The 13,665-nt window shown below is 69.7% G+C and carries 11 protein-coding genes; 4 read left to right on the top strand and 7 right to left on the bottom strand.

Translation table 11 applies throughout. The features are described from left to right. Window positions 1-28 precede the first annotated feature (28 nt). Together UCD39_RS05660 and UCD39_RS05655 are read right to left on the bottom strand one after the other, a co-directional pair. Window positions 29-979 (bottom strand): alpha/beta hydrolase family protein, encoded by a 951-nt coding sequence (locus UCD39_RS05660; RefSeq protein WP_330495082.1) that lies wholly within the window; start codon window positions 977-979, stop codon window positions 29-31. Continuing rightward, window positions 979-2,445: a flavin monoamine oxidase family protein gene (locus UCD39_RS05655; RefSeq protein WP_330495081.1), complete on the bottom strand. Its 1,467-nt coding sequence runs from the start codon at window positions 2,443-2,445 to the stop codon at window positions 979-981. The genes UCD39_RS05660 and UCD39_RS05655 overlap by 1 nt, the downstream gene beginning before the upstream one ends. 269 nt (window positions 2,446-2,714) lie before the next feature. Here UCD39_RS05655 and UCD39_RS05650 point away from each other — a divergent pair, with 269 nt between their 5' ends. From UCD39_RS05650 to UCD39_RS05640, 3 genes are read left to right on the top strand one after another with little or no spacing between them, the layout of a single operon-like run. Beyond that, entirely contained in the window at window positions 2,715-3,818 is a 1,104-nt protein-coding gene (locus tag UCD39_RS05650; RefSeq protein WP_330495080.1) for a DUF3089 domain-containing protein, read from the top strand. Window positions 3,819-3,877: 59 nt separating this feature from the next. Beyond that, on the top strand, window positions 3,878-5,107 hold the full coding sequence (locus tag UCD39_RS05645; RefSeq protein ID WP_330495079.1) for a c-type cytochrome: 1,230 nt from the start codon (window positions 3,878-3,880) through the stop codon (window positions 5,105-5,107). 41 nt (window positions 5,108-5,148) lie between these two features. Next, on the top strand, window positions 5,149-6,411 hold the full coding sequence (locus tag UCD39_RS05640; protein WP_330495078.1) for a serine hydrolase domain-containing protein: 1,263 nt from the start codon (window positions 5,149-5,151) through the stop codon (window positions 6,409-6,411). 10 nt (window positions 6,412-6,421) lie between these two features. On the opposite strand, the gene UCD39_RS05635 is transcribed toward UCD39_RS05640, so the two are convergent. The 4 genes from UCD39_RS05635 to UCD39_RS05620 all read right to left on the bottom strand — a co-directional run bounded on the left by UCD39_RS05635 (window position 6,422) and on the right by UCD39_RS05620 (window position 11,631). Next, a complete protein-coding gene (locus UCD39_RS05635; RefSeq protein WP_330495077.1) occupies window positions 6,422-7,420 on the bottom strand; it encodes an alpha/beta hydrolase in 999 nt (332 codons plus the stop codon). A 36-nt stretch (window positions 7,421-7,456) separates the two neighbouring features. Next, window positions 7,457-8,980, bottom strand: coding sequence for an aldehyde dehydrogenase family protein (locus tag UCD39_RS05630; protein ID WP_330495076.1), 1,524 nt, complete (start codon window positions 8,978-8,980; stop codon window positions 7,457-7,459). 35 nt (window positions 8,981-9,015) lie between these two features. After that, on the bottom strand, window positions 9,016-10,161 hold the full coding sequence (locus tag UCD39_RS05625; protein ID WP_330495075.1) for an FAD-dependent monooxygenase: 1,146 nt from the start codon (window positions 10,159-10,161) through the stop codon (window positions 9,016-9,018). A 153-nt stretch (window positions 10,162-10,314) separates the two neighbouring features. Further along, window positions 10,315-11,631: an acetyl-CoA hydrolase/transferase family protein gene (locus UCD39_RS05620; RefSeq protein WP_330495074.1), complete on the bottom strand. Its 1,317-nt coding sequence runs from the start codon at window positions 11,629-11,631 to the stop codon at window positions 10,315-10,317. Between the two features lie 231 nt (window positions 11,632-11,862). Between UCD39_RS05620 and UCD39_RS05615 the strand changes: the two genes are divergently transcribed. After that, window positions 11,863-12,708, top strand: coding sequence for an IclR family transcriptional regulator domain-containing protein (locus UCD39_RS05615; protein WP_330495073.1), 846 nt, complete (start codon window positions 11,863-11,865; stop codon window positions 12,706-12,708). A 66-nt stretch (window positions 12,709-12,774) separates the two neighbouring features. On the opposite strand, the gene UCD39_RS05610 is transcribed toward UCD39_RS05615, so the two are convergent. Beyond that, window positions 12,775-13,647: an SDR family oxidoreductase gene (locus UCD39_RS05610; protein ID WP_330495072.1), complete on the bottom strand. Its 873-nt coding sequence runs from the start codon at window positions 13,645-13,647 to the stop codon at window positions 12,775-12,777. Between the last annotated feature and the right edge of the window lie 18 nt (window positions 13,648-13,665).

Below are 13,665 nucleotides of genomic sequence, written 5' to 3'. Positions count from 1 at the left end.
AAATTGCGCCGCATGAACGGCGTTACCTTCACTCATAGATTGATGGGCATGAGGATGGCGGGCGGCGTGGCCACCGCCCCACCCCGTCACTTATGAGAAAGACGCACCGGTCCGTTGTCGGAAAGGCGGCCCCGCAGCACCTGCAGCGCGCCGGCGTCACCCCCGGCATAGGCCCGCATGAACAGGATGGACAGGGAAACGGCAGCCGCCAGCGCCGCCTCCTGCCGCGGCCCCGGCAATTCCGGCCGGCAGATGCCCCCCCGAAATAATGGTCCGCGCCATCCAGCACAGCGGCGTAGCGGTCCCCACCGACTGCGGCCTCCTCATAGGCGGCCAGATGGCCGCGCCAATCAGTCATGCCGGGCGGGGTGTCGCGGTCACCGGTCTGGATGAGGGCCGGCACCGCCAGCGCGGCATAATCGCCGGCCCGCACCAGGCCGCCCCCCACGCCTGGCGGCGAAAACGCCACGGCGACGCGGGCGCGCGGGTCGCGCAGGGGCAGGGGAACCCCTTCCGGCACGGCCGGCGTGGCGCCGCCCAGGACCAGGGCGATCAAGGCGCCGTAGGAATGACCGGCCGCGATGTAGGTCCCGCCCAGATGGTCCGCCACGGCGCGGACATCCTCGATGCGCGCCGGCCAGCTGGCCAGGCCGGGGAAAGAGGCCTGGTCCGGATGGTCCGTGGAATCCACATGCAGGGGGGCGTACACGCTGTAGCCGGCCCGCCCCCACGCCTCGATGACCGACTGGTATTTCCACGGCGCCGACAGGGCCCCATGGGAAAACAGGATACGGCCGCGCTCGTCCGCGACGGTCCAGGTGCGGACGTCCACGGCGCGGCCCCCGGCGGTGCGCAGCGTCAACCGTCCGCCCTCCGCCCGGGCGGGACGCAGGCGCCCCGCCACCGCGACACCCGCGCCGGCGGCCAGGAAGGTCCGCCGGCCCAGCCTGAACGACGCTTTCCCGTCCCGCGCCGCCATCACGCCTTCTCCAGGATTTCCATGGCGGCGGCCTCACCCGTCTCCATGGCGGATTCCATGCCGTGTTCCAGGCGGCGCAGATGTTCGCCCGCGAAGTGGATGCGGCCCACCGGCTTGCCCATGTCGGTGGCGAAGCGCTTGACCTGGCCCGGGCCGAAGACATGCTTGTTGCCCCGGACATAGGGATTGCGGCCCCAGCTGTAGCCCAGGATGTAGTCCAGCGCCCCCACCATGGACGGCCGCACCCGGGCCAGTTCCGCGATGACGAGGTCGGACTGCTGCTCCACCTCCCGGTCGTCCCAGCGCGTGGCGCCGTCGCCGTTGACCCAGACGATCAGCGTGTCGGTCGCCCCCGTCTCCGGGCTTTTCAGCGCGAAGGCGCGCTCGAAGGGCAGGTCGGTCCACAGCGACGGCGGCAGGCCGTCCTGTTCCCAGTACGGCTTGGTGATGCGGAAATGGAACTGGGTGGTGGCGGAGTACAGGGCGCCGGCGATGGCGTCGGCCTGGGCGTCGGGCAGGCCCGGCGTGAAGCGGATGTTGCGCACCGCCGAATAAGGGGCCGCCACCACCAGGTACTTGCCGGTCAGCACGTCGCCGTTCGCCAGTTGCACCCGCACCTTGCCATCGCCCTGGTCCACGGCGACAGCCGGGCTGAGCAGGCGCACCGGGGTCTTCAGCGCCGCCGCCATGGCCTTGGGCAGCACGTCGGAGCCGCCGACGATGTAGCTGCGCTCCATATTATTGACGCCGTACTGCGGCTTGTTGGGGTCGGTGAACCCTTCCGCCCGGGCGCGGGCGAGGTCGCGGAAGATGCTGAGGGCGGAGATGCTTTCCAGGCTGGGACCGTTGACGTCGATGTCGGCCAGGCGGATCGCCGCCTCGGAAACGCCCTTGGCCCGCATGAACTCGGCTGCCGAGATGTCGTGGACCAGGTTGGCGGGATCCAGCCAGGCGGCGGTGTCCTTGAAGGGCAGCCAGCGCTGGAACAGGCCCGTCTGCAGGATGTAGGGCAGGATGCTCCGCTCCGCCCCGCGGGTCATGTTCACCGGGGCGTTGGCCCAATCCTGCGGCCGGAGGGAGACGCCGTTGACGTGCAGCAGGAAGTCGGTCGGGATGCCGCCCTTATTGGTCAGGCCGACGTTCAGCCGCGAACAGGCGTCGCGCACACGGCCGTAGAGCGCACCGACCTCACTGGCGCCCAGTTCCGCCTGATAGCCGTCCTTGCGCCCGGTGCGCAGACGGCCACCGACACGGTCCGACGCCTCCACCACCTGCACCGACAGTCCCTGGCCTTCCAGGATGGACGCGGCGTTCAGGCCCGCCAGGCCGGCGCCGATGATGACGACATCGACACTCTGCGGCCCCTTGGCCCAGGCAGGGGCAGTCCCCAGCAGCGGGGCGGTCGCGAGCAAGCCGCCGACGACGGCACGGCGAGTGGGGAGAAAGGAACGGACATCCTGGGACATGGAAGCGGTCTTTCCGGCCTTGAAGGGAGAGGACGGCCGACGGGATGGATGGCGAAAGCGTACCAACCGCGACGGCAAGCATGCAGCGTCCGCCGCCCGGCGGCGAAACCAAAGCCCCCGCCATCCCCCTGTCCGCGTGGCGGATAGTTTCGGTTCCGCAGGGGCGGGCGCCGCCGTCTATCCACCCAGCGGTCAGACCATTACGGTCCCGCGCGCCCACGCCGATCGGGATGTTAACCGTTATGAGTCATCGCTGTGGAAGGTCCGCCATGAAGATCGCACCCGCCTGCCTGCTGGCCCTGGCCCTGGTTTGCCAGCCAGGCCCGACCCAGGCCGCCGACACGCCGGGAGCCCCCGCAGCCGTAATGCCCTTCGCCGACCAGGCGCCGCCGCCGGCACCGGATTACGGCCGGCCCGAAAGCTGGGCGGCGCGGCCGGGCGCGCCCGGCGCGTCGACGGCCGTGCCCCCGGGCGCCAGCCCGGTGGCGGCGTCCGCCGCGGGCGTGGACGTGTTCTACGTCCACCCGACCACCTACCGCAGCCGCGACCACTGGAACCAGGACATCGCCGACGCCACGGTCAACGCCTGGACCGACGCCAGCGTCATCGCGCGCCAGGCCAGCGTCTTCAACGGCTGCTGCCGGATTTTCGCGCCCCGCTACCGCCAGGGCTCGTCGTTGGCGTTCAGCACCATGGCCGGCGACGGCGCCAAGGCGTTCGACTTGGCCTACAGCGATGTCGAGCGGGCTTTCGACCATTACATGGCGTACGACAATGGCGGCCGGTCCTTCATCCTGGCGGGTCACAGCCAGGGTGCGGTGCACCTGACGCGCCTGCTGGAACGGCGCATCGACGGCACGCCGCTGGCCCGGCAGCTGGTTGCCGCCTACACCATCGGCACCAACCTGTCGGAAGGGGACTTCCCCCGCACCTACAAGACGCTGGCGCTGTGCGACACGCCAGCCCAAACCCACTGCGTCATCGGCTGGAATTCGGTTTTGCCCGAGGCCGACATCGCGCTGTTCGCCAAGGCGGGGGAGGCGCGCTACGTCCAGCGCCACGGCGACAACCCGGGCAAGACGCTGGTCTGCGTCAACCCGCTGACCTTCGACCGCGCACGGCCCGCCGCCGGGGTGGAGCGGTCGCTGGGCGCCGTACCTGGGGACCCAGGCGAAGGGCCGCCGCAACCGTTGCGCCCCCACGCCGTCAGCGCCCGCTGCGACCGGGGCTACCTGGTGGTGGAGCCGGCCGCCGACCTGGGGCTGAAGCCCCTGCCCGGCGGACTGATGCACTATCACGACTACGGCCTGTTCTACGCCGACATCCGCGCCAACATCGCACAGCGCATTCAAGCCTTCCAAGCCGGGAACTGAACCCGGTCCCACCGCCGCACAGGGGCGGCGACAACAGGCATGACCGTCTGGGAGCCATGATGACCAACGAACAGGACCGCGCGCGTCGCCCGGTCGAGATCCTGCTGGATTACGCCTTGCCCGCGCTGGTGATGGCGCAGGACGTGCTGACGACGCTGATGCCGCGCATGGACAAGATGTCGCCCCTGCGTGAGGAGTTGCGCGGCTGGCATTATCTGGTCGGCACGCTGCTGTTCGCGCTGGCAGTCACCCGGCTGTGGCGCTGGAAGCGGGGCCTGCCGCCCCTGCCCACGCCCGGCCTGCCGCCGCGCGCCCGCGCCTGGGCCATGGGCCTGGTGCTGGCGACCTATATCTGCCTCAGCCTGACGCCCCTGCTGGGTGTGTTCGTGGTGTGGAGCCATGGCACGGGCCTGCATTTCGGCCCCCTGCCGGCCCTGCCCGCCCCCATCGGCGAGAACCGCGACCTGTGGCTGTTCACCGGCTATTTCCATTCGGCGTCCGGGACCAGTCTGCTGGTTCTGAAGATGGCCGTCCTGTTGTCGGCGGTCTACTTCCTGTTCCGCCATGGCAAGGGGCTGTTCGCCGCCTTTCCGCGCGGCTTCGGCCTGTACGCCCTGCTCAGCATGGGGTCCGCGCTGTTCGCGCTCAGCACCTTCAAGTCCTATGACCGGGGCCCTGTCGTGGTGGCGGAGTATCTGGCCGTCGCCGCCATCCTGTGGGGCCTGGGCGCGCTGGTGCGTCGCCGCCGCGCCGGCCGGCCGCCGGCCGAGGGCTACAAGGGGCGGATACCGGCCGCCATCGCGGCGGCGCTGCTGGTCGGCGTGGGGCTGTACGGCCCACACGCCCTGTTCCGCGTCTCCCCCTTCGCCAGCGGCCACGTGGTGCAGGCGGAGAAGGGCGCCACCTCCCGGTCGGAGGCGCCGGTGGTGGTCACCCTGCCACCGGAGACCGATTTCGAACGTCAGGTGCGGGCGGAGACGTTCAAATGGTGCGTGTTCTGCCACACCATGAACAAGGGCGGGGCCCATGGCACCGGCCCCAACCTCTACGCCGTCTTCGGCCAACGCATGGCGGCGGCGCCCAACTTCCCCTACGGCGCCAGCCTGGCAGCCCGGGGCCGCAACGGCGAGGTGTGGACGGATGAGGCCCTGGCCGCCTTCCTGTCCGATCCCGACACGTTCGCCCCCGGCACCGCCATGGTCGTGTCCTCCGGCAACATCACCGATCCGGAACGGCTGAAGGCGCTGATCACCATCCTGAAGCGTGAAACGGGATCGGCGGCACCATGATGAGCCCGCATCACACCCCGGCCCACCCCGGGACGACCCGCATGCGGCGCCTCCCCTCCCTGCTGGCGCTGTACTCCTTGCTTCTCGCCCTGCCCGCCAATGCCCACGCCGCCGAGGCGACCGACGCGGCGGAGGCGGTGTACCGCCAGCGCCTGTCGGCGTTGATGGCGGGGGCGGCGCCGGAATCGATCTACCAGCCGCTGGAAGCGGTACCGGGGGCCGCATCGCCCGTCGCCCTGCCGCGCGCCCAAACAGCCACACGCGCCAGCGCCATCGCGGGCATCCGCGCCGACGCGCTGGCCGCCGCCGAGGCCTATGCCGCCGAGAGCAAGGCCAGCGCCTTCCTGGTCTGGCACCAGGGGCGACTGGCGGCGGAGCGCTATTTCGACGGGGTCACGGCGCAAACGCCGCTGCCCTCGAAGTCACTGTCCAAACCCTTGGCGGCGGTGGCGGTGGGCCGGGCCATCTTCCTGGGGTATATCCGCTCGCTGGACCAGCCGGTGGCCGATTTCATCCCGGAATGGCGGGGAACGGCCAAGGCCGCCATCCTGGTGCGCCATCTGCTGGACATGCGCTCCGGCCTGCTGGACCAGGGCGTGAGCGCCGACCCCGACAGCCCCTGGAACCGGGCCTATCTCAGCCCCGACCATGGCCGCTACATCATCGACGCCTATCCCCTGACCGACGTGCCCGGCAGCCGCTTCGCCTATTCCAACGCCACGGCGGACTTGGTGGCCGTGGTGCTGGAACGCGCCACGGGGCGGCGCTACGCCGAGTTCCTGGGGCATGAGGTCCTGGCCCCCATCGGATCGCCGGGGGGCGCCATCTGGGTCAGCCAGCCGGACGGGCTGGCCCATTCCGGTTGCTGCATCCTGCTGCCGGCGGAAAGCTGGCTGCGGCTGGCCCGCCTGCTGCTGAACGATGGCGTGGTGGACGGGCGGCGCATCCTGCCCCCCTTCTACATCCGGGAGATGGTGACGCCTACGGCGCAGAACCCGCGCTATGGCCTGGGGGTGTGGGTGGCCGGACCTTACGTGGAACGGCGCGGCTTCGGCGCGCCCGGGACCCCCGGCCCCAGCGTTCGCCATGGCGAGCCTTACCTGGACCGCGACCTTTACCTGTTCGACGGCAACGGCAACCAGACGGTCCACGTTTCCCCCGCCGCCGGCCTGATCGTGCTGCGGCTGGGACCGACGCCGCCCAAGGCCCTGGACTGGGATAACGCCCGCCTGCCCAACCTGCTGCTGCGCGGCCTGGTCAACCCGCCGGCGCTGTCGCCTCAGCCGGTCCCCGCAGGCGGGTGAAAGCCGGCGATCAGCCCGGCCCGGCCGTGCCCGTGGCGCCCAGGGCCTCCAGCCACCACAGGAATTCCTGCAGGAAGTGGTCCGAAGTGCTGCCCCGCGGCGTCATGCCGAAGCCGTGGCCGCCGCGCAGGTACAGGTGCACCTCCGGCCGGTAGCCGGCGGCGACCAGCGCGTCGTAGAAGCGGCGCACCCCCTGGCCCACGAACACGTCGTCCTGGGCCATGGCCAGGAAGAAGGGCGGCAGGCGGCCGGGTGCCGGCTTGGGCGGCGGGGCCAGCCAGGGCTCCGTCGGCGTCCCCGGCTCTGGCGGCAGGTTGGCGGGGGGCAGGGTGTAGTCGCCCGTCGTGAAGGCGCCGCCGTAGATGGGCGCCACGTAATCCGGCCGGTCGGCGGCGACAGGGGCGAGGCCCATCATCGACACCACATGCGCCCCGGCGGAAAAGCCGATGGCCGCCACCCGGTGCGGGTCGATGCCATAGGCGGCTGCGCGCTCGCGGATGCGCTTCAGCGCCTGGATGCCATCGGCCACGCCGGGAACGCCCTGAACCTCCACCGGCACGCCCTGGAACCGGCGCTGGATGTCGTCCTCCGGCCCGTCCTGCTGTACCAGGCGGTATTTCAGAACGAAGGCGGCCACACCCCGCTCGGCCAACCAGGTGGCCACGGCCACGCCCTCATTGCGGATGGCCAGGAAGCGGAAGCCACCGCCGGGGGCGATGATGACGGCGGCACCGGTGGCCCGCGCCGGATCGGGCAGGTAGGCCTGATAGGTCGGGTCGGTGACGTTGGTCACGCGTTCCCCATCGGCGCTGGTCGCCTCCACCACGGGGTGGGCCGCCCTGCCCGGCCAACCGGCGTCCAGGGGCGCCTCCCCCGGCCACACCCGCTCCGGCGCCAATATCCTCAGGACGGGGCCGCCGGCATCGGCCGCCGCGGCACCGGGAAGCGGCGAGGCCCAAAGCCACGCCAGGAAGGTCGCCGCGCACAGGATCATCGCCAACCGCCTCATACCTTACCCCCCTTTTGATCCTTGCGGCCCGGAGCGTCACAGCCGGGCGGTGACCGCCTTGGTTTCCAGGTACGCGTCCAACCCTTCCCGCCCGAACTCCCGCCCCCAGCCGGATTGGCGGAAGCCGCCGAACGGGATGTTGGTGCCGATGGCGCCGTGGCAGTTGATCGAGACCTGGCCCGAGCGGATGCGCGACGCCAGGCGGTGGGCCGTGGACAGGTCGCGGGTCCAGACGCTGCCCGACAGGCCATAGTCGCTGTCGTTGGCCAGGGCGGCGATCTCATCGAGATCGGCGGTTTCCAGCCGATGCACCGCCATGACGGGGCCGAAAATCTCATCACGGAAGATGTCCATGTCCGGCTGGACATTGGTGAAAATCGTGGGCGGCACGAAATGGCCCGGACGGTCGGGTCGCACGCCACCCGTCACCAGCCGCGCCCCCTGGGTGAGGCCACGATCCACGTAGCCCATGACGCGGGCGGCGTGCCCAGCGCTAATCAGGGGGCCGAACTGCACCGCCGGGTCGAGGCCGTGGCCCAAGGTCAGGGTCCGGCTGAAGGCCGCCATGCCCTCCACCAGGCGATCATGGATGGCGGCATGGGCGAAGATGCGCGTCCCGGCCATGCAGTTCTGGCCTTGCAGGAAGAAGGTTGCCATCGCCACCCCCGGCACCGCCAGATCCAGGTCGGCATCCGGCATGACGACCACCGGCGACTTGCCGCCCAATTCCAGCGACACTTTCTTCAGGTTGCCGGCGGCGGCGTGGACGATCTTGCGCCCCACCTCGGTGGAGCCGGTGAAGCTGACCTTGTCCACCTTGGGGTGGGCGGCCAATGCCGCGCCGACCACCTCGCCCAGGCCGTTGATGACGTTGACCACGCCGGGCGGGAAGCCGGCCTGGACCACCAGGCGGGCCAGCAGCAGGGCCGACAGCGGCGTCTCCTCCGCCGGCTTGACGATGACCGTGCAACCCGCCGCCAGGGCCGGCGCCAGCTTCAGGACCAGGGTGGACAGCGGGACGTTCCAGGGCACGATGAGGGCGACGACGCCCACCGGCTCGCGCACGGTGTAGGTCAGCGCCTCGGCCACCGCGGCCACATGGGCCGGCGGCGTGGTGGTCACCCCCTCGATCCTCAGCGCCCAGCCGGCATAGTAGTCGACCATCTCCACGCTGTTGCTGACCGTCAGGCCGGCGATGAAGGCCGGCATGCCGTTGTCCAGGATCTCCAGCTCCGTGAACAGCCGGGCGTGCTCCTCCACCAGCCGTGCCAGGCGGGTCAGCAAGCGCGCGCGTTCGGGACCCAAGGTGCGACCCCACGGGGCTTGGCCCTGACCGCCCTGGAAGGCCCGGCCGGCGGCGGCCACGGCATCCTCCACATCCGTCCCCCCGCCGATATCGGCCTCGGCCAGCACCAGGCCGGTCGCGGGGTCACGGGTGGTGATCGTCTCCCGGCCGGCGCGCCAGGCCCCGTCGATGAACAGGCCGTGCCGCTCGGCCAGGAAGGCGCGCGTGCTTTCCAGCACGGGATGACCGTCAAACGGCAGGATGGGGGCGGACATGGAACCTCCGAGGGCACGCGGCAGCGGGGATGGGGTCAGACCGGCACGGTGGCGCAGTCATAGTCGAACAGGCCCAGCGTATCCTCGTTGCGCATGGCCCGCAGCCCGAACAGGTCGGTGTCGTCGGCCTGCATACGGTCCGCGTTGGCGTTCGATTCCAACTGGATAAAGGTCGCGCGCTCGTGCCGGGCGGCCTCATAGCGCCGCAATCCTTCCTCCGCCGTGGCGCTATCGGCCAGGGCGCGGGCCAGGACCACCGCATCCTCGATGGCGCAGGCAGCACCCTGGCCCAGGAAGGGCGTCATGCCGTGAGCGGCGTCGCCCAGCAGGGCGACACGGCCCTGAACCCAGGTGGGCAGCGGCTGGCGGGCGTTGATCGCCCACTTGTAGAACTCCCCCTCACGGATGGCCGCGATCATGGTCTGCACTTCCGGCGCCCAGCCGGCGAAGGCTTCCTGAAGGTCGGACCGGCGGGCCGGAATGGTCCAGCCATCCTGCGTCCACCCCGCTTGCCGGGCGAAGAAAACCAGGTTCAGGATCTTGGATTGCCGCATGGGGTATCTCAACACCATGCGCTGCGGACCGATGTGGATGCCGGGCCAGGATGTCAGGTCGGCCAGCGCCTCGTCCACGGGCACCAGGGCGCGCCAGGCGACATGGCCGGTGAAGTGCGGCGCCTTTTCCTCGAACGCGCGCCGCACCACCGACTTGACACCATCCGCGCCGATGAGAATGTCGCCCTCGACGGTCCGGCCGTCCTGCAGGATGGCCGTGGTGCCCTCGACGGCGGTCACACCGGCACTGGTCAGCAGCCGGCCACCCCGCTGCTGCGCCGTCGCGACCAGGATGGCATGCAGATCGGCGCGGTGGATGTAGACGTAGGGCGCACCCTGCCGCGCGCGCATGTCGCCACGCTCGACCACCCGCAACACCCGGCCATCGGCCCAGTGTTGAATACGCTGGCGCGTCGGTTCGACGCCTGCCTGGGCGATGGCCTCCGCGATGCCCAGGTGGATGTAGCCCCGCATGGCGTTCGGCGCCAGGGTGACGCCGGCGCCGACCTCGGCGAAGGCGGGTGCCGATTCCAGCACGGTTACGGAAAAACCCCGGTCCAACAAGGCGATCGCCGCCGTCACGCCACCGATGCCACCGCCAACGATCGTCACACGCGCCTTGCTCATGGGCCTGCCTTCAGTCTGGTCGCCGGCATCCCCCGCCGGGTCGGAAGGGATTAGGCGGCGACCAAGGGCAAGCGGCCATCACGGTGGGGTGGCCTGTCCGCACGGCGGACATGAGCACAGGCGTCCACACGGTGGAGGGAGGGCTGCGGGCGGTTAGGAGCGGGCGCCGGCGTAAGCCTCCCGTTCCAGGGCTTCACGGAAATCGGGATGCGCGATGCCGATCAGGGCCTTCGCGCGCTCCGCCAACGACAGGCCGCGCAGGTTCACGACGCCGTATTCCGTCGCGACATACTGCACGTCGTTGCGCGGCGTCGTCACCGGCCCGCTGAGGCGGGAAACGATGCGCGACGCGGTGCCGCCCGCCGCCGTGGAGTGACAGGCGATGATGGACTTTCCGCCCCGGGAGGCGGAAGCGCCGCGCACGAAATCCAGTTGCCCACCGGCCCCGCTGTATTGGCGCCCGCCGACACATTCCGAATTGCAGGCGCCCTGCAGGTCGATCTCCAGCGTCGCGTTCACCGACACCATGCCGTCGTTGCGGGCGATGATCGTGGGGTTGTTGACGTAATCGACGGGATGGGCCTCACAGGCCGGATTATCGTCCAGGAAGTCGTACAGCGCGCGGTCGCCGGCGGCGAAGGTGAACACGGCGCGCCCTGTGTGGATGGTCTTGCGGCTGTTGTCCACGACCCCCAGGCGCATGAGGTGCGCCAGCCGGGGCGTCATCAATTCCGTGTGGATGCCCAGGTGGCGCCGATCCTCCAGCGCGGCGCACACGGCATCCGGCAGGGCGCCGATGCCCATCTGCAGGCAGGCGCCATCCTCCACCAGGTCCGCGATCAGCCGGCCGATCGCCCGGTCGTTCTCCCGGATCGCCGCCGGCGGCACCTCCAGCAAGGGCACCGGATTTTCCACGATGGCGGTCACCCGATCCAAGGGGATGCGGCAATCGCCCCGGGTACGCGGCATCGCCGGGTTCACCTCCAGAATGACCTGGCGCGCCGTCCGGGACACCGCCAGGGCGTAGTCGGTATTGGTGCCCAGGCTGAAACAGCCGTCCTCATCCATGGGCGACACCGTCGTCAGCAGCACATCGGCATCGACCTGGCGGCTGAGGACCGCCGGCGCCTGGCTGAAGGCGGTGGGCACGAAATCCACCGGGGGCAGGCCCAGTTGGGCCGCCTCCAGGTCCAATTTGCGCTCCAGCGCGCCGTGGAAAAGGCTGACCGGCCGGATGCGCGGCCTGAGATCCGTCCGCAACACCGGCGCCGCATTGGCGAAAGCCAACAGGTAATAGACGGAGAGGCCGTCCACCTCCCCGCGCTCCGCCCGCGCAGCCAGCGCCCGCAGCAGCGCCGGCGGGCCGGCGACGCCCAGCCCCATCACGACGCGGGACCCCGATGGGATCATGCGGACGGCCGCCTCCGCCGTCACGCGCTTCGCCACATAAGTGTCGGCATGTCCAGTCATCGCGCACTTCCCTCCCCTGGATTGTTCTTGTCCCCGCCGCCGACCCCGGAAACCTCCGGCCGGCGTCCGGCGGAAATTCCGTCGCACGACGCAACGTAGAGCGGGCCGCGGGCTGTCGCAACGGAATTGGCATAATGGTCTATTTATAGGCTAACTCACCCACCCCAACCGTGTTATATGTACGGATATATAATTTGCCGGCGCATAATTGGCAGAATGGGGAGTTTGGGAATGGAAAAGGTTAAGCCCGTACGGGCAATGCTGCGCGTGCTTGATGTCTTGCAGGTCCTGAACAGCCGCAACGGGGTGAGCGTCACCGATGTTGCCAACGCGATCGACCTGCCCAGAACCACCGCCTACCGCGTCCTGGAAACTTTGTGTTCCGCGGGATACGCGGTTCGTGACACCACGGACGACCGCTATCGCCTGACGGTGCTGGTCCGCTGTCTGTCCGAGGGCTTCGATGACGAGTCATGGGTGGCGGAGGTGGCGCAACCCATCGTCACCCAACTGGGCCAGACCCTGATCTGGCCGGTGTCGTTCAGCACGAACCAGGGCAATTCGATGCTGGTGCGCCACACCACCGACAGGAACAGCCCGCTGGCGCTGGAACGGTACAACGCCGGCGTGCGCCTGCCCCTGCTGAACAGCGCGACGGGGCGCACCTACCTGGCGTTCAGCCCATCGGCGCAGCGGGCCGCCCTGCTCGACATCGCCCTCGGCTCCGATGGCGAGATGGAGGGGGCGGGCCGGCAACGCGACCTGATCGACAAGGTGCTGTCGCATATCCGCAAGGCCGGCTACGCCATCAACATCCGCCAGTACCGCGGCGAATCGACAGCGGCGGTGCCGGTCTTCAGCGACGGCGAACTGCTCGGCTGCGTCGGCATGCGCTTCATGGAAAAGGCCGTGCCGGAAGCTATGTTCCGGGCCAAGTACCTGCCCGCCCTGCAACTCGCCGCCGCCGAAATCGGCGCCAGCTATAGTGAGTGGCGGGACGGCAGCCAGCAGTCGCTGGACGACGACAAGCCGACCCGGCGCTGGGACTGGACGCTGGAGCGTCGCGTCTCGCACTGAAGGGGCGCATCATCGTCCACCGCAAGAAAACGCCGCCGTTCGTGCCGTCGAACGGCGGCGTCTTTCTCATTTGGACGCCTCCGCGATTCCCTTGGCGACATCGCGGTAGGTGTGCAACGGGCGGCCCAGGATGCGGGTCAGGCGCTCGACATCGCCGGCTTCGGGGATCATGCCGTCACTGACATAGCGCTCGGCCATCAGGCGCATCTCGTAGGCCATCCACTTGGGCATGAAGCCGGCCATGGTCTGCTCGAACCCGCTGGGATCGTCGCCGGCATAGGCGACCGGCCGTCCCAGGACGTCCGACCAGATCGCGGCCACATCGGCGCCGGTCAGCGTGTCGGGACCGACCAGGTTGATGGTCTCCAGCGGCAGCCTGCCCGGCGCCTGATCACGCCGGATCAGCTCGATGGCCGCGACCTCGGCGATGTCGCGGGCGTCGACCATGGCGACCCCCTTGCCGCCGATCGGCATGGGATAGACGCCGTGATTAAGGACGACGTCCTTGATCATCCACTCATTGTCGATGAAGTAGCTGGGCCGCAGGATGGTGGCGCTGAAGCCCATCTGCTCGATCATGCGCTCAGCACCCAGCTTCACCGCGAAATGCGGCACGTTCACGAAGCGGTCGGCATGGATCACCGACAGGTAGACCAGCCGCTCGACCCCCGCCTCCCGGGCGATGTTGAGGGTGATGATCGCCTGGGTGAACTCGTCGCCGGTGACGGCGTTCAGCAGGAACAGCGTGCGCACACCAGTGAATGCGGCGCGCAGTGAGTCGATGTCCAGCAGATCGCCCTGCGCCACCTCAACACCGGCCGGAAACTTGGCTTTCGACGGGTCACGGGTCAGGACGCGCACGGCGGCGCCGCGCGTGACAAGCTGGTCGACGACATGGTGGCCGACACGGCCGGTGGCGCCAATAACAAGGATGGTCATGAGGATCACTCCAGTGTG

The organism is Nitrospirillum karajorum (assembly GCF_036348415.1).
Lineage (GTDB): Bacteria > Pseudomonadota > Alphaproteobacteria > Azospirillales > Azospirillaceae > Nitrospirillum > Nitrospirillum amazonense_B.
Note: the sequence above shows the minus strand (reverse complement) of the source record. Positions and strands in the feature narration are given on the sequence as shown.

Excerpts from the sequence above, each read along its gene's own strand:
- UCD39_RS05610 (WP_330495072.1), bottom strand. The coding sequence starts at position 13,647 with ATGACCATCCTTGTTATTGGCGCCACCGGCCGTGTCGGCCACCATGTC.
- UCD39_RS05620 (WP_330495074.1), bottom strand. The coding sequence starts at position 11,631 with ATGACTGGACATGCCGACACTTATGTGGCGAAGCGCGTGACGGCGGAG.
- UCD39_RS05645 (WP_330495079.1), top strand. The coding sequence starts at position 3,878 with ATGACCAACGAACAGGACCGCGCGCGTCGCCCGGTCGAGATCCTGCTG.
- UCD39_RS05625 (WP_330495075.1), bottom strand. The coding sequence starts at position 10,161 with ATGAGCAAGGCGCGTGTGACGATCGTTGGCGGTGGCATCGGTGGCGTG.
- UCD39_RS05640 (WP_330495078.1), top strand. The coding sequence starts at position 5,149 with ATGCGGCGCCTCCCCTCCCTGCTGGCGCTGTACTCCTTGCTTCTCGCC.
- UCD39_RS05615 (WP_330495073.1), top strand. The coding sequence starts at position 11,863 with ATGGAAAAGGTTAAGCCCGTACGGGCAATGCTGCGCGTGCTTGATGTC.
- UCD39_RS05660 (WP_330495082.1), bottom strand. The coding sequence starts at position 979 with ATGGCGGCGCGGGACGGGAAAGCGTCGTTCAGGCTGGGCCGGCGGACC.
- UCD39_RS05630 (WP_330495076.1), bottom strand. The coding sequence starts at position 8,980 with ATGTCCGCCCCCATCCTGCCGTTTGACGGTCATCCCGTGCTGGAAAGC.
- UCD39_RS05650 (WP_330495080.1), top strand. The coding sequence starts at position 2,715 with ATGAAGATCGCACCCGCCTGCCTGCTGGCCCTGGCCCTGGTTTGCCAG.
- UCD39_RS05655 (WP_330495081.1), bottom strand. The coding sequence starts at position 2,445 with ATGTCCCAGGATGTCCGTTCCTTTCTCCCCACTCGCCGTGCCGTCGTC.
- UCD39_RS05635 (WP_330495077.1), bottom strand. The coding sequence starts at position 7,420 with ATGAGGCGGTTGGCGATGATCCTGTGCGCGGCGACCTTCCTGGCGTGG.